17 protein-coding genes are annotated in these 21,125 nt (G+C 64.2%); 9 read left to right on the top strand and 8 right to left on the bottom strand.

Annotated elements, in window-relative coordinates:
* Positions 1 to 3: 3 nt before the first annotated feature.
* From HNO82_RS01810 to HNO82_RS01795, 4 genes are read right to left on the bottom strand one after another with little or no spacing between them, the layout of a single operon-like run.
* Positions 4 to 720, bottom strand: a complete 717-nt coding sequence (locus HNO82_RS01810; RefSeq protein ID WP_008328581.1) for an ABC transporter ATP-binding protein — start codon at positions 718 to 720, stop codon at positions 4 to 6.
* A complete protein-coding gene (locus HNO82_RS01805) occupies positions 713 to 1,471 on the bottom strand; it encodes an ABC transporter ATP-binding protein (RefSeq protein ID WP_008328579.1) in 759 nt (252 codons plus the stop codon). Before HNO82_RS01805 ends, HNO82_RS01810 begins: the two co-directional genes overlap by 8 nt.
* Positions 1,471 to 2,691: a branched-chain amino acid ABC transporter permease gene (locus HNO82_RS01800; RefSeq protein WP_175342541.1), complete on the bottom strand. Its 1,221-nt coding sequence runs from the start codon at positions 2,689 to 2,691 to the stop codon at positions 1,471 to 1,473. The genes HNO82_RS01805 and HNO82_RS01800 overlap by 1 nt, the downstream gene beginning before the upstream one ends.
* 3 nt (positions 2,692 to 2,694) lie before the next feature.
* A complete protein-coding gene (locus HNO82_RS01795; RefSeq protein WP_175342540.1) occupies positions 2,695 to 3,630 on the bottom strand; it encodes a branched-chain amino acid ABC transporter permease in 936 nt (311 codons plus the stop codon).
* A gap of 162 nt (positions 3,631 to 3,792) precedes the next feature.
* Here HNO82_RS01795 and HNO82_RS01790 point away from each other — a divergent pair, with 162 nt between their 5' ends.
* The 5 genes from HNO82_RS01790 (at position 3,793) to HNO82_RS01770 (ending at position 7,565) form a co-directional block, all read left to right on the top strand.
* On the top strand, positions 3,793 to 5,268 hold the full coding sequence (locus HNO82_RS01790; RefSeq protein WP_175342539.1) for a protein adenylyltransferase SelO: 1,476 nt from the start codon (positions 3,793 to 3,795) through the stop codon (positions 5,266 to 5,268).
* An 86-nt stretch (positions 5,269 to 5,354) separates the two neighbouring features.
* The gene (msrB, locus tag HNO82_RS01785) at positions 5,355 to 5,750 is read left to right on the top strand and encodes a peptide-methionine (R)-S-oxide reductase MsrB (RefSeq protein ID WP_008328575.1); all 396 of its coding nucleotides are present in this window, start codon (positions 5,355 to 5,357) and stop codon (positions 5,748 to 5,750) included.
* Positions 5,751 to 5,795: 45 nt separating this feature from the next.
* Positions 5,796 to 6,416 (top strand): septation protein A, encoded by a 621-nt coding sequence (locus HNO82_RS01780; RefSeq protein WP_008328574.1) that lies wholly within the window; start codon positions 5,796 to 5,798, stop codon positions 6,414 to 6,416.
* The gene (locus tag HNO82_RS01775) at positions 6,413 to 6,697 is read left to right on the top strand and encodes a BolA family protein (RefSeq protein WP_008328564.1); all 285 of its coding nucleotides are present in this window, start codon (positions 6,413 to 6,415) and stop codon (positions 6,695 to 6,697) included. The genes HNO82_RS01780 and HNO82_RS01775 overlap by 4 nt, the downstream gene beginning before the upstream one ends.
* A gap of 91 nt (positions 6,698 to 6,788) precedes the next feature.
* The gene (locus tag HNO82_RS01770) at positions 6,789 to 7,565 is read left to right on the top strand and encodes a peptidylprolyl isomerase (protein WP_008328562.1); all 777 of its coding nucleotides are present in this window, start codon (positions 6,789 to 6,791) and stop codon (positions 7,563 to 7,565) included.
* 270 nt (positions 7,566 to 7,835) lie between these two features.
* On the opposite strand, the gene purL is transcribed toward HNO82_RS01770, so the two are convergent.
* Positions 7,836 to 11,858, bottom strand: a complete 4,023-nt coding sequence (gene purL, locus HNO82_RS01765; RefSeq protein WP_175342538.1) for a phosphoribosylformylglycinamidine synthase — start codon at positions 11,856 to 11,858, stop codon at positions 7,836 to 7,838.
* Positions 11,859 to 12,385: 527 nt separating this feature from the next.
* Between purL and HNO82_RS01760 the strand changes: the two genes are divergently transcribed.
* The 3 genes from HNO82_RS01760 (at position 12,386) to HNO82_RS01750 (ending at position 16,362) form a co-directional block, all read left to right on the top strand.
* Positions 12,386 to 13,657 carry an FAD-dependent oxidoreductase gene (locus HNO82_RS01760; protein ID WP_175342537.1) on the top strand — a complete coding sequence of 424 codons (1,272 nt, stop codon included), beginning with the start codon at positions 12,386 to 12,388 and terminating at the stop codon, positions 13,655 to 13,657.
* Between the two features lie 238 nt (positions 13,658 to 13,895).
* A complete protein-coding gene (locus tag HNO82_RS01755; RefSeq protein ID WP_008328558.1) occupies positions 13,896 to 15,464 on the top strand; it encodes a bifunctional ADP-dependent NAD(P)H-hydrate dehydratase/NAD(P)H-hydrate epimerase in 1,569 nt (522 codons plus the stop codon).
* Positions 15,418 to 16,362: a DMT family transporter gene (locus tag HNO82_RS01750; protein ID WP_008328555.1), complete on the top strand. Its 945-nt coding sequence runs from the start codon at positions 15,418 to 15,420 to the stop codon at positions 16,360 to 16,362. Before HNO82_RS01755 ends, HNO82_RS01750 begins: the two co-directional genes overlap by 47 nt.
* Here the strand turns inward: HNO82_RS01750 and HNO82_RS01745 are convergent, their stop codons facing one another.
* On the bottom strand, positions 16,363 to 17,073 hold the full coding sequence (locus HNO82_RS01745; RefSeq protein ID WP_034350281.1) for an ABC transporter ATP-binding protein: 711 nt from the start codon (positions 17,071 to 17,073) through the stop codon (positions 16,363 to 16,365). It lies immediately after the preceding gene.
* On the opposite strand from HNO82_RS01745, the gene HNO82_RS01740 reads away from it, so the two are divergent.
* Positions 17,030 to 17,749 (top strand): arylesterase, encoded by a 720-nt coding sequence (locus tag HNO82_RS01740; RefSeq protein WP_502709264.1) that lies wholly within the window; start codon positions 17,030 to 17,032, stop codon positions 17,747 to 17,749. The two genes, HNO82_RS01745 and HNO82_RS01740, sit on opposite strands and share 44 nt — an antisense overlap.
* Positions 17,750 to 17,823: 74 nt before the next feature.
* Here HNO82_RS01740 and HNO82_RS01735 read toward each other — a convergent pair whose 3' ends face one another.
* Both HNO82_RS01735 and HNO82_RS01730 read right to left on the bottom strand, forming a co-directional pair.
* Positions 17,824 to 18,543, bottom strand: coding sequence for a glutamine amidotransferase (locus HNO82_RS01735; RefSeq protein WP_008328552.1), 720 nt, complete (start codon positions 18,541 to 18,543; stop codon positions 17,824 to 17,826).
* A gap of 474 nt (positions 18,544 to 19,017) precedes the next feature.
* Entirely contained in the window at positions 19,018 to 20,937 is a 1,920-nt protein-coding gene (locus tag HNO82_RS01730; RefSeq protein WP_175342536.1) for a SurA N-terminal domain-containing protein, read from the bottom strand.
* Between the last annotated feature and the right edge of the window lie 188 nt (positions 20,938 to 21,125).

Below are 21,125 nucleotides of genomic sequence, written 5' to 3'. Positions count from 1 at the left end.
GCCTCAGAGCGCCAGCCATTCCTGCTGCAGCGCCTGGTCCGCCGCCAGTTGCGCCGGGGTGCCATGGAAGACCATCTCGCCGCGCCCCATCACATAGAGCCGCTGCGACATCTCCAGCGCCAGCGCCTGCTTCTGCTCGATCAGCAGCACCGCCACCTGGCGCTGGCGCAGCCGTTCCAGGCAATGCGCCACCTGCTCGACCATCTGCGGCGCCAGCCCTTCGGTGGGTTCGTCGATCAGCAGCAGCAAGGGATTGCCCATGAGCGCCCGGCCCAGCGCCAGCATCTGCTGCTCGCCACCCGAGAGCGCGCCGGCGGCCACCTTGTGGCGCCGCGCCAGGGCCGGGAACAGCGCCAGCACCTCTTGCTCGCGCCAGCCATCGGCCGGTGGCCGACCGCCCTTGCGCCCCAGTAGCAGGTTCTGCTGCACGGTAAGGGTGGGAAAGACATCACGACTTTCCGGTACATAAGCGATGCCGCGTCGTGCGATGGCATGGGTGGGCAGTCCGGCCAGCGGACGTCCTTCGAAAAGGATCTCGCCGCTGCTGCGCACCTGGCCCATCAAGGCCTTGAGCAAGGTGGAGCGGCCCGCGCCGTTGCGGCCCAGGATGCTGACGATCTCGCCCGCCTGCACCTCCAGCGAAATGGCCTGCAATACATGGCTCTGGCCATACCAGGCCTGCAAACCTGTCACTGCGAGCAGGGGATGGCGCTTATCCATGGCGCCTCCGGTCCAGGTACAGCGCCTGGACGTCGGCATTGGCGCGGATGCGCTCGGCACTGTCACAGGCGATCACGCGACCGTTGTCCATGACGGCGATGCGGTCGGCCAGGCCGAAGACGACCTGCATGTCGTGTTCCACCATCAGCAGGGTCTTGCCGACGGTGACTTCGCGGATCAGCGCCACCATGGCCGCGCTCTCGGCGCGGCTCATGCCGGCGGTGGGTTCGTCGAGCAGGATGACGGAGGCATCCGCAGCCATGGTCACGGCCAGTTCCAGCGCGCGCTGTTCGGCGTAGCTCAATTCGCCCGCCGCCACCTCGGCGCGCGCTGCCAGACCAACCTGTTCCAGCACCGCCAGCGCGCGCGCGCTGGCATCGCGCAACTGGCCGATGCGGCGCCAGAAGGCATAGCGGTAACCCAGCGTCCACAGCAGCGCACAGCGCACGTTCTCAAAGGCGCTCAGGCGCGGGAACAGACTGGTGATCTGGAAGCTGCGTGCCAGCCCCAGGCGGTGGATGCGCTGGGGCGGCTCGCGCGTGACGTCGCGCCCGTGCAGCAGTACACGGCCGCTATCGGCCCGATAGCGGCCCGAGATGACATGAAAGAGACTGGACTTGCCCGCGCCATTGGGACCGATCAGGGCGCAGCGCTCGCCGGGCTGCAATTGCAGGTCGACACCGCGCAGAATCTCGCTGCGGCCAAAGGCTTTATGGATGCCCTGCAGCACCAGCGGGGAAGATGTCGTCATCATGTCCTCCCCTTGCGATGCCAGGCCAGCAAGCCCGCGCTGCCCACGCCGATCAGTGCCATGGCGATGATCCAGGGTCGGGCCGCATGCACGTCGATGGCGCAGCCCCAGAGCAGCAGCGGTGCAGCGCCCTCGCCTGTGTCGGCCAGGCTGCCCAGGCTGGCCTGGTAAGCCATCTCGGTAGCCAGGATCACGCCGGCCAGCGTGCACAGTGCTGCAGCCAGCCACAAGCCCAGGCGCCACGCCTGCCGGGCATCCAGGCTACCGCCGCGCAGCAGGCGCCAGCTGCGGTCGATCAGGCTGGCCAGTCCGCCCGGCGCCGTCATCACGATCAGGATGAAGAAAGCGCCGAGGTAGAACTGCCAGGCCTGCGTGAAGGTCGACAGCCAGGAAGAAAACAGCACCCCCACCACGCCCCCCAGGATGGGGCCGTAGAAATAGGCGGTGCCGCCAATGAAGGTGAACAGCAGGATGGTGCCCGAACGCAGCGCGCCCACGTATTCGGCACTGACGATTTCAAAGTTGATGGCCGAGAGCCCGCCCGAGACACCCGCAAAGAAGGCCGACAGGATCAACGCCAGGTAGCGCACCCGCTGCGGATCGTAGCCGAGGAAGGCGGCGCGCTCGGGATTGTCGCGCACGGCGTTGAGGATGCGGCCCAGGGGCGTATGACGCAGTGCGTAGATGGCAATGGTGCAGACCAGCAGCCAGCCGGCGATCAGGTAATACACCTGGATTTGGGGTCCGTAGCTGATGCCCAGCACGGGCTGGCCGATGACACGGTTTCCCGAAATCCCGCCCTCGCCGCCAAAGACCTCCGGCAACATCAGTACGCTGGCCGAGACCAGCTCCACCAGCCCCAGTGTGATCATGGCGAAGGTGGTACCGGCGCGACGCGTGGTGAGATAACCCAGAACCACCGCACAGAGCGCCCCGGTCAGGCCGCCTGCGAGCGGCACCAGCGTCACCGGGAAGGCCAGCGCGCCAGCGTCCATGCGATTCATGAGGTCAATGGCGCCGAAGGCGCCGAGCCCGGAATACACCGCATGACCAAAGGAGAGCATGCCGCCCTCACCGAGGAGCATGTTGCAGGACAGACAGAGCAGCACCATCGTGCCCATCTGCGACAGCAGCGACAAGGCCGCGCTCTGCGGGAACACCAAGGGGGCGGCCAGCAGCACCAGGGCAAACAAAAGCCAGGCAAGCAGGCTTGATCGCATCGTTCAGCCCTCCCGCCGGCCCATGAGACCCTTGGGCCGCACGATCAGCATGGCCACCAGCAGCAGATAGGGCAGCACCGGCGCCATCTGTGCCAGCGTCAGCCGCACCAGCGGTGCCAGGGCACTGCCCGCCGGCACCTGCACGCCCAGGCTGGCCAGGGAAATATCCAGCGCCACCGCAAAGGTCTGCATCATGCCGATCAGCAGCGAAGTGATGAATGCTCCGGCCAGCGAGCCCAGGCCGCCGACCACCACCACCACGAAGATGATGCTGCCCACCGAGGCAGCCATGCCCGGTTCGGTGACGAAAGCATTGCCGCCGATGACGCCGGCCAGCGCGGCCAGTGCGCAGCCACCGCCAAAGACCAGCATGAACACGCGCGGCACGTTGTGGCCCAGCGCCTCGACCATCTGCGGATGGGTCAGCGCGGCCTGGATCACCAGTCCGATGCGGGTATGGCGCAGCAACAGCCACAAGGCCAGCAGCATGAGCGCCGCCACCAGCAGCATGAAGCCGCGATAGACCGGGAAGGCAGTCGAATAGAGCGTAAAGAGCGTGCCGTCCAGCTCGGGAGGAATGCGATAAGGCACGGGTGAGCGTCCCCACACCAGTTGTACCAGTTCCACCACCAGATAGGACAGGCCGAAGGTGAACAACAATTCCGGCACATGCCCGTAGCGATGCACGATGCGCAGGCCGTAATGCTCCACCAGCGCCCCGGCCAGGCCCACGAGCAGCGGCGCCAGCAGCAGCGCCCACCAGAATCCCAGGACCCCGGCCAGCGCATAGGCCACGTAGGCGCCCAGCATGTAGAAACTGGCGTGGGCGAAGTTGGGCACGCCCATCATGCTGTAGATGAGGGTCAGGCCCGAGGACAGCAGGAACAGCAAAAAGCCGTAGCCCAGGCCGTTGAGGAAGGTGATCAGCGCGAATTCCAAAGTACCAGCCTTGCCGGGATGCCGTGTCAAAGAGGAAGAAAAGCTTGCCGCGCCCGGCCAAGCCCGGCCGCACGCAAAAGTGGAGCGATCCTATGGGATTCGCGCTTCTCTGTCAAAATAGCGGATTGCGGCCCGGTTCGGGCCGCGCGCCACAGGCTGACCATGACGCAACCCTATCCGCTTCCCGTCTTCGAGAACCGTTTCGCCGCACTGCCGCCGGCTTTCCATACCCGGCTGCAGCCCACCCCCTTGCCCGCGCCCTACCTGGTCGGCTTCAGCGAGGCCGCAGCGGCCACTGTGGGACTGTCGCGACCGGCCCACGAGGATGACAGCTTCCTCGACGTCTTTGCCGGCAACCGGATCGCACCGGGTTCCTTGCCGCTGTCGGCGGTCTATTCCGGGCATCAGTTCGGTGTCTGGGCGGGCCAGCTGGGAGATGGCCGTGCCATCACCCTGGGCGACCTGCCGGCGGCCGACGGCCAGGGCCGCATCGAGCTGCAACTCAAGGGGGCCGGCCAGACGCCCTATTCGCGCATGGGCGATGGCCGCGCCGTGCTGCGCTCCTCGATCCGTGAGTTCCTCTGCTCGGAGGCCATGGCCGCGCTCGGCATCCCGACCACCCGCGCCCTGACCGTGATCGGCTCGGACCAGCGCGTGCTGCGCGAAACGCCGGAAACCGCCGCCGTCGTCACCCGCATGGCGCCCAGCTTCATCCGCTTCGGCTCCTTCGAACACTGGTACTACAACCAGCGCTTCGATGACTTGAAGATCCTGGCCGATACCGTGCTGGAACAGTTCTATCCGCAGCTGCTGACCGAAGCGAACCCGTATCAGGCCCTGCTCAGGGAAGTCACCCGCCGCACCGCCACCCTGATGGCGCAATGGCAGGCGGTGGGCTTCATGCACGGCGTAATGAATACGGACAACATGTCCATCCTCGGCCTGACGCTGGATTACGGCCCCTTCGGCTTCATGGAAGCCTTCGACGCACGCCACATCTGCAACCATACCGACAGCCAGGGCCGCTACAGCTACCAGATGCAGCCGCGCATCGGCCAGTGGAACTGCTTCGCGCTGGGCCAGGCCATGCTGCCGCTGATCGGCTCGGTGGAGCAGACCGAGGCGGCGCTGGCCGATTACGAGGCGATCTTCCAGGCCCGCCACGACGCGCTGCTGCATGCCAAGCTGGGCCTGAACACACGCCAGCCCGAGGACGATCAACTGATCCAGGCCCTGTTTGCCATCCTGCAAGCCAACCACGTCGATTTCACCCTGTTCTTCCGTCGCCTGGGCGACTTGCGCATTGGCAATTCCGAGCAGGACGAGCCGCTGCGCGATCTCATCCTCGACCGCCCCGCCTTTGATGCCTGGGCCGCGCAATACCGCCAGCGCCTGCGCGCCGAGGATAGCGACGACGAGGCCCGCCGGCTTGCAATGCAGGCGGTCAACCCCAAATACGTGCTACGCAATTATCTCGCCCAGGTCGCCATCGACAAGGCGCAACAGAAAGACTTCAGCGAAGTGGCGCGCCTGCAGCAGATCCTGCGCCATCCCTTCGACGAGCAACCCGAATTCGACCGCTATGCCGACCTGCCGCCGGACTGGGCCAGCCATCTGGAGGTGAGTTGCTCTTCCTGAGACCGGCCTGACTTTTGGCACTTCTGAAACTTTCTTCCTGAGCGGGCCGCCGTTGCTCGCCGTCCGTCATCCACAAGGAGTCAAGCATGAACAAACGTGTAGAAAAGACCGAAGCGCAATGGCGCGACCAACTGGACCCGATGGAATATCAGGTCACCCGCGAAGCCGCCACCGAGCGCGCCTTCACCGGCCGCTACTGGGATCACCATGAAGCCGGCATCTATACCTGCGTCTGTTGCGACACCCCGCTCTTCACCTCGGATGCCAAGTTCGACTCCGGCTGCGGCTGGCCCAGCTACTTCGAACCCATCGATCCGGCCAACGTACGCGAGAAAGTGGACCGCAGTTATGGCATGATTCGCACCGAGATCATCTGCAACGTCTGCGACGCCCATCTGGGCCATGTCTTCCCCGACGGCCCGCCGCCGACCGGACTGCGCTACTGTATCAATTCGGCTTCGCTGCGCTTCGACCCGGCGTAAGCCGGCCCTCCAACGATTTTTTGACATACTGAAGAAGCCCAAGCGATGAAGTTCCTGTTCGACCTGTTCCCCGTCATCCTGTTTTTCGGCGTCTTCAAATGGGCCGAAGGCCATCCCTCGGCTGCCCAGGATCTGGTGATGCAATACCTCGGCGGGGCCATGTCGGCCGGCGCCGTCACCGCCACCCAGGCGCCCATCCTGCTGTCGACGGCGGTGGCCATCGTCGCCTCGCTGGGCCAGATCGGCTGGCTGCTGTTGCGCCGGCGCAAGGTCGATGGCATGTTGTGGGTGTCCCTGGCCATCATCGTGGTCTTTGGCGGGGCCACCATCTATTTCCGTGACGACACCTTCATCAAGTGGAAGCCGACCATCCTCTACTGGGCCTTCGGCCTGGCCTTGCTGGTGTCGCAGCTGTTCATGAAGAAGAACCTGATCCGCGTCATGATGGAAAAGCAGGTCACCCTGCCCGAACCCATCTGGCCGCGCCTTAACCTGGCCTGGATGGTCTTCTTTGCGGTCATGGGCGTGCTGAACCTGTATATCGCCTTCAATTACTCGCTCGATACCTGGGTCAACTTCAAGATGTTCGGCAGCATGGGCCTGATGTTTGCCTTCATCATCGGCCAGAGCCTGTTTCTCTCCAAGTACATGAAGGATGAGCAATGAGCGCCGCCGATACCCGTGTGGCGCGCATGACCGAGCGCCTGACTGCAACTTTCTCGCCCTCGGTCTGTCTGGTGGAGGATGAGTCGGCGCTGCATGCAGGGCATGCCGGTGCCGCCTCTGGCGGAGGACATTACAGGATCCGCCTGGTTTCCAATCTGTTCGAAGGCAAAAATCGTTTGAACCGTCATCGGCTGGTGTATGATTGCCTGTCCGACCTGATGCAGCAGGAGATTCATGCGCTGGCCATAGTGGCGCTCTCCCCGTCAGAGGCAACGAACTGAGACCAAGAACAAAGACCGACACCTGCTTATCCAGCCCCTCCTGTTTTTCTTCTCCGTTTTGATTCTTTCCTTTATTTTCTAGGATTCAACAATGACATTCAAACCCGCTCGTCTGCTGGTGCTGCTGTTCGCTATCGCTTCCATCCCGGCCTTCGCACAAAACCTCGCCGTCGTGAACGGCAAGGCGATCCCCTCTTCCCGCGCCGATCTGATGGTCAAGCAGATGACTGCGCAAGGCCAGCCCGACAGCCCGCAGCTGCGCGGTGCCATCAAGGAAGAGCTGATCAACCGTGAAATCCTGATGCAGGAAGCCGACAAGCAGGGCCTGTCCAACAGCACCGACGTCAAGAACCAGCTGGAACTGGCCCGCCAGTCCATCGTGATCCGCGCCCTGATCGCCGACTACCTGAAGAAGAACCCGGTCTCGGACGCCGACATCAAGGCTGAATACGACAAGTTCAAGGCCCAGGCCGGTGACAAGGAATACCACGCCCGCCACATCCTGGTGGACAAGAAGGAAGACGCCGAAGCCATCATCGCCAAGCTCAAGGCCGGTACCAAGTTCGAAGACCTGGCCAAGCAATCCAAGGACACCGGTTCGGCAGCCAACGGCGGCGATCTGGACTGGGCTACCCCGGCGTCCTTCGTCAAGCCTTTCTCCGACGCCATGGTCGCCCTGAAGAAGGGTGAAATCACCCAGACGCCGGTGCAGACCCAGTTCGGCTGGCACGTGATCCAGCTGGAAGACGTGCGTCCGGCCAAGGTCCCGACCCTGGAAGAAGTCAAGCCGCAGATCGCTGAAGCCCTGCAACAGAAGAAGCTGCAGGCCTACCAGGAACAACTGCGCGCCAAGGCGAAGGTGCAGTAAGCCTCGCGCCCGGATCGTCGAAGAGGAAGGCCCGCACGGCACTCCTCTTGGCCCGCTCTCCCGCATGCCCGGCCAGGTTTCCTGACCGGGCATGTTGTTTTTTGGCTGGCGCTGAGCGAGTCCGGAACGAGTCCGGAACGACTGCAGAAACAAAAAACGCAGTTCCGAAAGGAACTGCGTTTTTTTTCACCTGGCTTTTTCAGCCCCTGCCCGAGTACCCGCCGTAGCGGGCAATCGAAACAGGAAACTTCATCTCAAGCCATTTCAGGCTCAACCCACCCACTTGCGGGCATTGCGGAACATGCGCATCCACGGCGAATCCTCGCCCCACGATTCCGGGTGCCAGGACTGGGTCACGGTGCGGAAGACGCGTTCGGCGTGCGGCATCAGGACCGTGAAGCGGCCGTCCGGGGTGGTCACCGAGGTGATGCCCTGGGGCGAACCGTTGGGGTTGAACGGATAGGCTTCGGTGGCCGCGCCGCGATGGTCGACGTAGCGCATGGCGATGATGGCACGGTCGATGTCACCGGTCTGGGAGAAGTCGGCAAAACCTTCACCGTGGGCGGTGGCAATCGGTGCCTGGGTACCGGCCATGCCCTGCATGAAGATGGACGGCGAATCGGCCACTTCCACCATCACGAAACGCGCCTCGAACTGCTCGGACTTGTTGCGGGTGAACTTGGGCCAGGCTTCGGCGCCCGGGATCATGGACTTCAGATTGCTCATCATCTGGCAACCGTTGCAGATACCCAGCGAGAAGGTGTCCTGGCGCTGGAAGAAGCGCGAGAACTGTTCGGCCAGCTGCGCGTTGAACAGGATGGTCTTGGCCCAGCCTTCGCCAGCGCCCAGCACGTCACCGTAGGAGAACCCGCCCACGGCGATGAAGCCCTTGAAGTCATCCAGCTTGGCGCGATTGGCGATGAGGTCGCTCATGTGCACGTCCACGGCGGTGAAACCAGCCTTGTGCATGGCATAGGCGGTCTCGATATGCGAGTTCACGCCCTGCTCGCGCAGGATGGCGACCTTGGGACGCGCCGCTGCGCCCAGCGACAGGTAGGGTGCGGCGATGTCTTCCTGCGGATCGAAGCTCAGCTTGGGTGTCATGCCGGGATCGGCCGCGTCCAGCAAGCGATCGTATTCGGCATCGGCGCAGGCCGGGTTGTCGCGCAGACGGGCGATGCGCCAGCTGGTCTCGCTCCAGACGCGGTGCAGCTCGGCGCGCGGCTGGCCGTAGATGTTCTTGGCATCGCGCATGAATTCGATCACGTCGCGGTCGTTGGGCTTGCCGATGATGTGGCTGCACGCGCCCAGGTTGTAGCTGCGCAGCACGTTCATGACCTCCGACTTCTGCTCGGCCGGGACCTGGATGACCGCACCCAGCTCTTCGCTGAACAGCGCGCGCAGAGTCAGTTCATTGCGGCGCTCGGCCACTTGCGTGGTCCAGTTCTTGGAATCGCCCCAGTCGGCGGCGTGCTCGGCTTCCATGGTCAGGATGTCGAGGTTGACCGAGATGCCGGTATGACCTGCAAAGGCCATTTCGGCCAGGGTCGCATACAGGCCACCATCGGAGCGGTCATGGTAGGCCAGCAGGCGGTCTTCGGTGTTGAGTTGCTGAATGGCGTTGAAGAAGGCCTTCAGGTCTTCGGCGCTATCCACATCGGGGGTCTCGTTGCCGATCTGCTGCATCACTTGCGTGAGCGCCGAGGCACCCATGCGGTTCTTGCCACGGCCCAGGTCAATCAGGATGAGGACGGTGTCGCCCTTGTCCTTGCGCAGTTGCGGCGTCAGCACGCGGCGCACGTCGGTCACCGGTGCGAAACCGGAAACGATCAGCGAGACCGGCGAAGTCACCGACTTGGCACCCTCGTCATCGCTCCAGGTGCTGCGCATGGACAGGGAATCCTTGCCGACGGGGATCGACATGCCCAGCGCCGGGCACAGTTCCATGCCCACGGCCTTGACGGTATCGAACAGCGCGGCGTCCTGGCCGGGCTGGCCGCAGGCCGCCATCCAGTTGGCCGAGAGCTTGATGTCGCCGATCTCGGCAATCGGTGCGGCAGCAATGTTGGTGATGGCTTCACCGACGGCCATGCGGCCCGAGGCCGGCGCGTCGATCACGGCCAGCGGGGTGCGCTCGCCCATGGCCATGGCTTCGCCCAGATAGCCTTCCAGGCCCATGGCGGTCACGGCCACGTCAGCCACCGGCACCTGCCAGGGACCGACCATCTGGTCGCGCACGGTCATGGCGCCGACGCTACGGTCACCGATGGTAATCAGGAAGGACTTGTCGGCCACGGCCGGCAGGCGCAGCACGCGCTGGGCCACGTCCACCAGGTCCATGCCGGTCAGGTCCACCGGCGGCAACTGCTTTTGCACGTGCTGCACGTCACGGTGCATCTTGGGCGGCTTGCCCAGCAGCACGTCCATGGGCATGTCGACCGGGTTGTTGTTGTGCTCGGGGTCGATCACCTTCAGCTGGCGTTCTTCAGTGGCGGTACCGACCACGGCGAAGGGTGCGCGCTCGCGTTCGCACAGGTACTGGAACAGTTCCAGGTGTTCCGGCAGGATGGCCAGCACGTAGCGCTCCTGGGATTCATTGCTCCAGATCTCGCGCGGGGCCAGGCCGCTTTCTTCCAGCGGCACACGGCGCAAATCGAAGATGGCGCCGCGCTTGGCGTCGTTGGTGATTTCCGGGAAGGCATTGGAGAGCCCGCCCGCACCCACGTCGTGGATGGACTGGATGGGGTTGTCGTCACCCAGCGCCCAGCAGGCGTTGATGACTTCCTGGGCGCGGCGTTCCATTTCCGGGTTGCCGCGCTGGACCGAATCGAAGTCCAGGTCAGCCGTGTTCACGCCGGTGGCCATCGACGAGGCAGCGCCGCCGCCCATGCCGATGCGCATGCCGGGGCCGCCCAGCTGGATCAGCAGGCTGCCCACCGGCAGGTCGTTCTTCTTGGTGTGCTTGGCCGAGATGTTGCCCATGCCGCCGGCAATCATGATGGGCTTGTGATAGCCCATGACCTGGCCGCCCACATTCTGCTCGTAGGTCCGGAAGTAACCGCCCAGGTTTGGACGACCGAATTCATTGTTGAAGGCCGCGCCACCGAGCGGGCCGTCGATCATGATCTGCAAGGGCGAGGCAATGCGCTCGGGCTTGCCGTAGATGCCGCCCTGGGCGTGCTCATCGCGCTGCGCCACCGGCTGGGCCACGTCACGGGCGTTTTCCCAGGGTTGCACGGCGTGGGTGACCATCAGGTTGGAGACGGTGAAGCCAGTCAGGCCGGCCTTGGGCTTGGAGCCACGGCCGGTCGCGCCTTCATCGCGGATCTCGCCGCCAGCGCCGGTGGAAGCGCCCGGGAAGGGGGAAATCGCGGTCGGGTGATTGTGGGTTTCCACCTTCATCAGGATGTGGGTCAGCTCGTCGGAGGCTTCATAGACGTTGCCCTTGGTAGCGCCGCGCTGGTAGAAGCGCGAGACGGTGGCTCCCTCGATGATGGAGGAGTTGTCCGAATAGGCCACCACGGTGCCCTTGGGCGCCAGTTGGTGGGTGTTCTTGATCATGCCGAAGAGCGACTTGTCCTGCTTCTCACCATCGATGGTCCAGTCGGCGTTGAAGATCTTGTGGCGGCAGTGTTCGCTGTTGGCCTGGGCGAACATCATCAGTTCGACGTCGGTGGGGTTGCGCTGGGCCTTGGTGAAGGCGTCCACCAGGTAATCGATCTCATCATCCGACAGGGCCAGGCCCAGTTCGGTGTTGGCGCGTTCCAGCGCGGCACGGCCGCCGCCGATCACGTCGACCGACTCCAGCGGCCTGGCTTGCAGCTCCGTGAACAAGCCGGCAGCGTCCTGCGGATCACGCAGCACGGTCTCGGTCATGCGGTCGTGCAACAGTGCGGCCACGGCCGGGATGCTGGCTTCGTTGAGCTTCTTGGCGCCGCCCAGCAAGCCCGTCTTGACCTGCACGCGGAAGATGATGCCGCGCTCCACGCGGTGGATGTGACCCATACCACAATTGCGCACGATGTCGGTGGCCTTGCTGGCCCAGGGCGAGATGGTGCCGAAACGCGGAATCACCACGAAGGCATCGCCCTCGTCGCTGCCGTTGAAGGGGTCGCCATAGGTCAGCAGGCCGTTGAGGCGGGCCTCATCCTCTTGCGTCAGGGCCTTGGCGTCGACGAAATGCAGGTAGCGGCCGCACACGCCGGTGATGGCGGCATCCACGGCTTGCAATTGGCTCAGAAGGCGTTGGGTACGGAAAGCGGAAAGGGCATTGGAGCCCGGCAGGATCAGCATGGCGAGGTCGAGGCAGTTAGCTTGAATCGGGAAAACCGTCGCAGCATCGCGGCAGGGACCGGTCCACCGACACCGGCCGCCCCGAATGACGCATTGCACAAGGAAAAATCGTGCAGGTCGGAGACTGGCGAGATGATGGATCGTGCGCGCGTTTGCTGGCAAAGCCGGCATTATACCGTGGACACCGCGCCAAGTCCCGTGCAAAGCGAGCCGGCCCGCAAGCCTGCCTGTGGCGGCCTGTAGCGGCAAGATGGATGGCCTGGCCTGCCCTTTGGTGGGGATTGACGCACTTGACCGGGGCCTGTTGTCATCGCAGCCGCAGCGCCGAGCGTTGTCCCTCTGGAGAGCAGATCGCTTCAGTCGGTGGCAGGCCGATATGTAGCACTGCGGCAATATCCAAACGACAGCGATATTTCGCGGTATCATTCGGCCCGCATCGGACACTGCCAGAGCAGGTGCAAGAGGCGCCCGAGCCACTGCCCGATGCCCATGACCACAGCGGCCAGACCGCTTCCAAGACGAATAGAGTGAACAGTACACAACGACAGATCGCCATCATCGGCGGGGGACTTTCAGGGATTTGCAGCGCCTACTTCCTGGCCGCCAAGGGCTATGAAGTGGCCGTCATCGAGCGCCGTGCGCATGTGGCCGAGGAAGCCACCTTCGGTGACGCCGGCCTGCTGGCCCCGGGCGCGGCCATGCCGCTGACCTTGCCGGGTGCCATGGCAACCTTCGCCTGCCGCTTCCGGGATGAGCCACGCGTGCTGCTGGCCCCCGGTGCCGATTTCGGTCGTCGGCGCTGGATGCGCGTCACGCGCCAGGCCCAGCAGCACTACTTTGCCCAGAACAAGCTGCGCCTGACGCGCCTGTCGGCCTACGGCCAGAGCCTGGTGCTGCAATTGCAGGCCCACCACAACCTGGACAATGAAAACGGCCAGGGCGTCTTCCACCTCTTCCGCCATCCCTCCGAGGCGGCGCGCATGACGCATTTGCAGCAAGCCGCGCAACAATGCGAGTTCAAGCACCAGGCGCTGGACGCCGCCGGCATCCGCGCGCTGGAACCGGCCTTTTCCTCGGAAGCGACACTCTCCGGCGCGCTCTACTATCCTGAGGACATGGCCGGCAACTGCGTGCTCTTTGCCAAGCAGATGCGCAATGCGGCCCAGGAGCTGGGGGTGAGTTTCCATTTCGACTCCACCGTGACGGCCATCGACGCCGAATTCGGTGGCCGCCTGGCGCTGAGCGTGAACTCGCCCCATCTGGCCTCGCAGATGCGGGTCGATGCCGTGGTGGTGGCCGCCGGCATGTCCAGTGCCGAACTCTTGCGCCCGCTTGATACCGCCCTGCCGCTGCAGGCGATACAAAGCTATTCGGCGCTGGTGCCGGTCAAGAATCCGGATGATGCCCCCAGCATGGCGCTCTATGACGACAGCTACAAGGTCGCCATGACACGCCTGGGCGGACGCATCCGCATCAGCGGCCTGCTGGGCTTCGTGCCGCCGGGTCAGACTCTGCCGCCCAAGGCCCTGCGCAACCTGCTCAAGATCGCCGGCGACTACTACCCCAATGCGGCCAACTACAACCAGGCGCATTTCTGGAGCAATACCATGGCGCTCTTGCCGCACGGCCTGCCCGTGGTCGGGCCGACCCGGCATGGCAATGTCTTCGTCAACGTCGGCCATGGTGCCACCGGCTGGGCCGCCAGCGTGGGTTCGGCGCGCCTGCTGGCTGACCTGGTCAGCGGCGACCAGACCGAAATTTCCGCCGAGGGCTTGCTGCCACGCGACGTACTGGCCTGAGCAGGCTGTCTTTGCCGTCTGCTGCGACCCTGGTCGCGTGCCTTCTTTTCATCGATAAAGATCGCGCAAGGGCCTGCACGGACAGAACAATTCACTTAAAATCAAGCACCCGCGTGACCAGCGCCTGAGCGTGTGAATTTTTCTGCACTTGGCTCTCCAGCGCCGACCTTGCGCGGTGTTCCAGCGGTCTTCTCGCTGCACTGACGCCCATCCACTCAACGTCCCCGCCACCCCGATCATGAGCGCGCTCCATACCGTTGCCGAGATCCGCCAGGTTGAACAAGCGGCCCTGTCCGCCCTGCCCCCTTACACCCTGATGCAGCGCGCCGGCGCCGCCATTGCCGAGCAAGCCCAGCAGTTGCTGTGTTCGGCCACGGCCTCTTCGCCGGCGGTGCTGATCCTGGCCGGCCCCGGCAACAATGGCGGCGATGCGCTGGAAGCGGCCTGCCTGCTCGAAGAAGCCGGCATCGAAGTGAGCGTGCAGCTGCATGCCGACGAAAGCCGCCAGCCCGCCGATGCGCGCCGGGCGTTGGCGCGTGCCCGCGAAGCGGAAATCCAGTTCATCGAAGGTCATGGCGATGCGCCGCTGCGGGCGCACTCCTGGGCCCTGGTGATCGACGGGCTGTTCGGCATCGGCCTGGCGCGTCCGCCCGGACCAGCCTTGCGCCCCATCATCGAGTACGTCAACAGCTTGCGCTGCCCGGTGCTGTCCATCGATGTCCCCAGCGGACTCAATGCCGACACCGGCAGCATCGTGGGCGGCCGCGAGGGTGTGGCCGTCCAGGCCACGCATACCCTGAGCTTCATCGGCGACAAGCCCGGTCTGCATACCTGTGACGGCAGTGACCACAGCGGCCAGATCGTGGTCGAGCCACTGGACATCGACGCGGCGCTGCTCCCCCCGGCGCGCGCCTTCCTCAATGGTCCGCAAAGTTTTGCCACCGCGCTCAAGCCGCGCGCCAACAACAGCCACAAAGGCAGCTATGGCGATGTGATCGTGGTGGGCGGTGCGCGCGGCATGGCCGGTGCGCCGGTACTGGCGGCGCGCACGGCAGCTTTTGGCGGGGCCGGACGGGTCTATGTGGCCTTCGTGGACGAGGGACCGGCCTATGACGACAAGCACCCCGAACTGATGTTCCGCCTGGCCGACCGGGTGGAATTCGGCGCCAGCGCGGCCCTGGTAGTCGGCCCCGGCATGGGCACCTCGCGCCATGCGCATGACATCCTGGCGCGCGCCCTCGACAGCGAAGCCGATATCGTCGTCGATGCCGATGCCCTCAATCTGATCTCGGCCGAACCCACGCTGCAGCACAAGCTGCACCGCCGCAGCCAGCGCGGTACGCAGCCGTGCAGCATCATCACGCCCCATCCACTGGAGGCCGCCCGCCTGCTCGACAGCACCACCCAGCAGATCCAGCAGGACCGCCCGCAGGCGGCGCGGCTGCTGGCCCGGCAGTTCAATGCCATCACCGTGCTCAAGGGGGCGGGCACGGTCATCGCCTTCCCCGATGGCGAGATCGCCATCAACCCCAGCGGCAATCCGGCGCTGTCCACCGCCGGTACCGGCGACGTGCTCTCGGGATTGTGCGGGGCCTTGCTGGCGCAGGGCTGGCCGACCGCGTCGGCCGCCCTGGCCGCCACCTGGATCCACGGCGCCGCCGCCGACCAGTTGGTGGCGGCAGGACAGGGGCCGGTGGGGCTGACCGCCAGTGAATTCATCCCGGCCATCCGTGCCGTCTTCAACCAGATTCTCCGAGACCATGTCCAGCGCCGTCCTGCCCTACCCACGCATCGCCCCCAGCCATAAGCTGGGTATCCTGTTCCTGATTTCGGGGCTGTGGACGCTGTCACTGCTCGATACCGCCGGCAAGCTGCTGGCCCTGGCGGGGTATCACGTGGTGATGATTGCCTGGATGCGCTACACCATCAATCTGTTCTTCATGGCGGCCACGCTGGCGCCCTTGTACCGGCGCCGTCACGGGCGCAGCATCCTGCAGTCCAACCGGCTCGGACTGCAATTGGGACGGGGTGCGCTGCTACTGGCGTCGACGCTGATTTTCTTTTCGGTACTGAAGATCGTGCCATTGGCCGAAGGCACGGCCATGAATTTTTGCGCACCGCTGATCGTGCTGGCCATCTCGCCGTGGCTGCTGGGCGAACGCAGCTATCTGTCGCGCTGGATTGCGGTATTGATCGGATTTACGGGCATGCTCATCGTGATTCGCCCCAGTGGCGACATCCCGCCCTATGGCGTGGCGCTGGGCCTGGTCTCGGCCTTCACCCAGGCCATGCTGTCCATCCTCAACCGCAAGGCCAGCCAGGCCGATAACCCGATGGTGACGCTGTTTTATGGCGCGCTGGTGGGCAGCATCGTCTCGACGCTGCTGGTGCCCTTCTTCTGGACCAGTCATGCGCCCACGATGGTGGAACTGGCGATCCTGGTCTCCACCGGCATCACCAGCACCATCGGCCACTTCCTGCAGAACTCGGCCTACCGGCATGCCGAAGCCTCGGTGCTGACGCCCTTCTTCTATGCCCAGATCATCTCGGCCTGCGGCATGGGGTGGCTGGTCTTCGGGCAATTCCCGGACCAGATCACGGTCCTGGGCATCGCCATCATCTGCGCCAGCGGGATCGGTATCGCCTACATCGAACACAAGCGCGCGCACCCGCTGCCGCCGGCCGATCCGATGGAGTCCGTCTAATCAGTCCTGCACCAGCCGCCCGGCGGCAATGGTCAGGGTGCGCTCGCAACGGGCGGCAATGCCGGGGTCATGGGTCACCAGCACCAGCGTGGAGCCGCGCTCGCGGTTCAGTTCAAACATCAGCTGGATGACCGATTCGCCGGTAGCCGCATCGAGGCTGCCGGTCGGTTCATCGGCAAACAGCAGGGGCGGTTCGGTCACAAAGGCGCGTGCCAGCGCCACGCGCTGCTGCTCGCCGCCGGAGAGGTATTTGGGATAATGCTTCAGGCGGCTGCCCAGGCCCACGCGACCCAGCATCTCTTGCGCCTTGGCCCGCGCCTGGTTGTCACCGCGCAGTTCCAGCGGCAGCATCACGTTTTCCAGGGCATTGAGGTGTCCTAGCAGCTGGAAGGACTGAAACACGAAGCCCAGTTTGCGCTTCCTCAACAGCGCCCGGCCATCTTCATCGAGGGCGTAGATGTCTTCGCCATCGAGGCGTACGGAACCTGCGCTGGGCGTATCCAGTCCAGCCAGCAGGCCCAGCAGGGTCGACTTGCCGGAACCGGAAGCGCCGACGATGGCCACCGTGGTTGCGGCGGCCACGGTAAAATCGATGTCGCTCAGGATGGTCAGGCGACCGGATGGAGCGGCCACATCGGCAACATGTTTGGACAACTGAAGGACTTCAATGGCGGCAATGACGGCAGAACTGGCGGGAGCGGAAGCGGGCATGCAAGGCAATCGGGCAAGAGGGTCCGGGACAGGTGCGCGGCGCAACGGGCTGGTGGGCGCGGTGTTGCGTCTGCTGGCGGGCGTCGTGCTGATGGTAGCGGCGACGAGCGCTTATTCTGCCCCAAAAAACGTGCTCGTGCTCGGTGACAGCCTGTCCGCCGAATATGGCCTGCAGCGCGGCACCGGCTGGACCGGCCTGCTGCAGAAGCGGCTGCAGCAGAACAAGCTGGATTACCAGGTGGTCAATGCCAGCATCAGCGGCGACACCACCATCGGCGGGCGCAACCGCCTGGCACCGCTGATGGCGCAGCACAAGCCAGCCGTCGTGGTGATCGAACTGGGCGCCAACGACGCCCTGCGCGGCCTGCCGCTCAAGACCAGCCAGGACAACCTGCAAGCCATGATCGATCTGGCGCACCAGCAAAAGGCCAAGGTACTGCTGGTGGGCATGCAGATTCCGCCCAATTACGGCCCCGACTACACGCACCGTTTCGCGGCGATGTACCAGGAGCTGGCCAAGAGCAACAAGGTGGCGCTGGTGCCGTTCTTCTTCGAGGGGATCGCGGCCGATCTCTCACAGTTCCAGGCTGATCGCATTCATCCCAATGAACAGGCGCAGCCCAGGCTGCTGGACAATGTCTGGCCGCATCTCAAGCCGCTGGTCGGGCTGAAGTAAGCGCGATTGTCCGGCCACAAAGCCCCAGTGCCGTCGCGGGCATCAGAGGCTCTTTTCCTGATGGCGAAGGTGTTTCAATGCCGCGCGTACAACGCCAGGAAGCGTCGCAGCAGCCCGGCCGATTGCGGCGTCTCGCTGACCTTCTCGCACAGCGCCTGTGCATCGATGCCGCAGCCACGGTAGATATCGGCGTAGTAATGCAGATGGGCGCGCACGAACTCGGGCGAGAACTCGGGATGGAACTGCGTCGAATAGACGTTGTGCTTGTGCTTGATGACGTGGTGCGGGTCCATCGGCGAGCGGGCCATGACAATGGCGTCCTTGGGCGGACGCAGCACCGACTGCATGTGCAGCATGTGGGCCGGGAATTCGTCCGGCAGCACGCCCAGCAACTCATCCTGGCGACAGCATTCCAGCGTCCTCACGTGCATGGTGCCGGCGGCGCGGCCGGCCGGGTTGTAGCCGACTTCGCCGCCAAAGGCATGGGTCAGCAACTGGTGGCCATAACAGATGCCGAACATGGGCGTGTCCAGTTCGGCAGCGTCGCGAATCCATTCGGCAGTGCGCTCGCTCCAGTCTTCCTTGTCAGTCACCATGGCCGGTGAACCGGTAATGAAAACCGCGCGGTAACTGCGCGGGCAGGACGGGCGCTCGCCTTCATAGACGGTCACCACTTCGATCTCGGTACGGCACAGACCGGCAGCGCAGCCTATCTGGTCGACATAGCCACCATAGTTGGTCTTGAGGGAAGGATTGGCATCTCCGGTGCGAATGATCAGGACTGGGGCAGGCATAAAAACTGGGTCGTATTCAGGGCAAGTCTCGCATCGGAAGCACTCCTCGTGGAAATACCCCCTGCGATGCTTTTCGAATGTCGACTGGAGAAAGCGACAACTTGTACGGCAGCCGTTTGTTTCCGAAACGGCGCAACATGACGTGCGGATGACAGGAATTTCATCTCGACAGCACAAAAGCTGCATGTTCCCACACGGTGGAAAGCTGACGAAACGCCAACGGACGATGGAAGAATTGAAGCGGATTCCCCGGTGCCGGCTCCCTGTTGCATCCCGCTCGAATGCAGCGCCGGTGTCCATGATGAAACAAAAAAGGCCGCTGGAAAAGCGGCCTGTGTAAATTTTTTAGCAAATTGTGGCGGTCATGCCGACAACTCCCCGTGCCGGGGCAGCACAGCGCACCGATTCACGATCCCGGTGCGCTCCTTGCACTGACTGCCCCACGGCGGGCCGTGCGATTAGCTCACTTGGCGCTCACTTGGCAGCATCATCCGCGCTCACCGCAGCAGCCCCCTTGAGCAGCTTGGTCTTGGCCTTCTCGCGCAGGTAGTCCAGGTAGCCCAGGGCATCCTGCTGCGACAAGGCGGCGGTGATCTGCTCCTGTTCGGCCTTGCGACGTGCGGTGTCGACGGTCTTGGGCTGTTCCACCTTGGTGATACGGTAGATCTGGTAGCCCAGGCCGCGCGTCTCGGCGCCCACGTAGACCGGCAGCTTGGCGGTATCGGCCTTCATGACGGCGTTGAAGGCTTCCTGGGTCCAGCCGTCGGACTTCACGCGGGACACCACCTTGGGCTCGCTGAAGCCGCTGGCATCATCCTTGGCCTGCAGCTGGGCCAGGCGTTCCTGGCCCGCCTTCACTGCCAGGGATTGCTCTTCGGCAGCCACCACGTCCTTCTGCACCTCCGCCTTGACTTCCTCGAACGGGCGCTTGGACACCGGCTTGTAGCTGGTCATGCGCGCGGCCACCAGGGTGTTGGGAGCGGTCTGCACGGCTTCAGTGTTGTGCTTGCCCTTGATCACGTCGTCGGTGAACAGTGCGGTAAGGAACTTGGCATTGTTGTAGGGTGCCGCACCGGCTGCCGGGTTGGGCAGGCGGGTCACGCCGGAGGCGGTCTGGATCTTCAGCTTGAGCTTGTCGGAGACGGCTTTGAGGCTGTCGGCGTTTTCATAGACCAGGTTGTTGAACTGGTCGGCCATGTCCGAATACTTCTTGGCGGCGATCTGCTTCTTGATGTCGGCACCAATCTCGGCCTTGACCGATTCCAGCGGCTTGACCGACGCCGGCTTGATGCCGGTCACCTCGATGACGTGATAGCCGAAGTCGGACTCCACCGGATCGCTGATCTCGCCCTGCTTCAGGCTGAAGGCGGCATCGGCGAAGGGTTTGACCATGGCGTCGCGGCTGAAGTAACCGAGGTCGCCACCGTTGGCGGCCGAGCCGGGGTCCTGCGAATTGGCCTTGGCCAGCTTGGCAAAGTCACCCGGATTCTTGCGCAGCTGCGCCACCAGAGCATCGGCCTTGCTCTTGGCGGCAGCCTTGTCGGCCGCCGAGGCATCCTTCTTGACGGTGATCAGGATGTGGCTGGCGCGACGCTGTTCTTCGGTGGCGTACTGCTTCTGGTTCTGCTCGTAGTAGGACTTGATATCGTCATCGGTGACAGTGGCCTGGGCAGCCACGGCCGCCGCATCCAGGACCACGTACTCGATGTCGGCCTGTTCCGGGGTCTCGAAGCGGGCGGTGTTCTTGTCGTAGTAGGCCTTGAGCATGTCGTCGGTCACCTTGACCTGGCTGGCGTAGCTGTCCGGCTTGAAGTTGAGCATCTGGACGGTACGTTCCTGATCGTTCAGGTTGGACAGGTTCTCGGCCACGGTCCTGGGCGCGAAAGCGGTGCTCTGGATGGCGGCATTCAACTGCTGCACGGCCATTTCGCGGCGCAGGCCGGCTTCGTAGGACTTCTGGGTCATGCCCTGCGCGGCCAGCAGCACGCGGTACTGCTCATTGTCGAAGGTCCCGTCCGGTTTGGTCAGGCCGGGAATCTGCAGGATACTTTGCTGCAGTACCTGGTCCGGCACCACCAGCTTGCTGGCCACCACCTCGGCGCCCAGGGCGCGCTGGGCGATCAGGTTGTCGAGGATGGCGCGGCGCGCCTGCGGGCTATCGAAGATCTTGCTGTCGAACTGATTGCCATACACCTGGCGCATGCGTTCGAGCTGCTGGCGATGCGCGGCATCCCACTCTTCCTTGGTGATGGTCTGGCCGGCCACCTTGGCCACGCCGCTGTCGTCGGTCAGGCGGCTGTAACCCTCCAGGCCGAAGAAGGCGAACGACGGGAAGATGAACAGCAGCAGCAGGAACTGCATCAGGCGCTGGTGAGTACGAATGAAATCAAACATGTATAGCCAATCAATAAACGATCTGGTCAATGAAGGACAGCGGGGATCAGCGAAGACTGCCGCTGGCGCGCGCCGATAAGAAAAAAGGCGAACTCGCGTTCGCCCTGATCCGGCGCAGGCCCGTCAGGCCCGGGAGACACAACGCACACCGTCATGCTCGCGCGACATTATACACATGCCAATGCCGG

This window comes from Herbaspirillum sp. C9C3 (genome assembly GCF_013359625.1).
GTDB lineage: Bacteria > Pseudomonadota > Gammaproteobacteria > Burkholderiales > Burkholderiaceae_D > Herbaspirillum.
The sequence above is the reverse complement of the archived record's forward strand: the minus strand, read 5'-3'. Positions and strand labels throughout refer to the sequence as shown.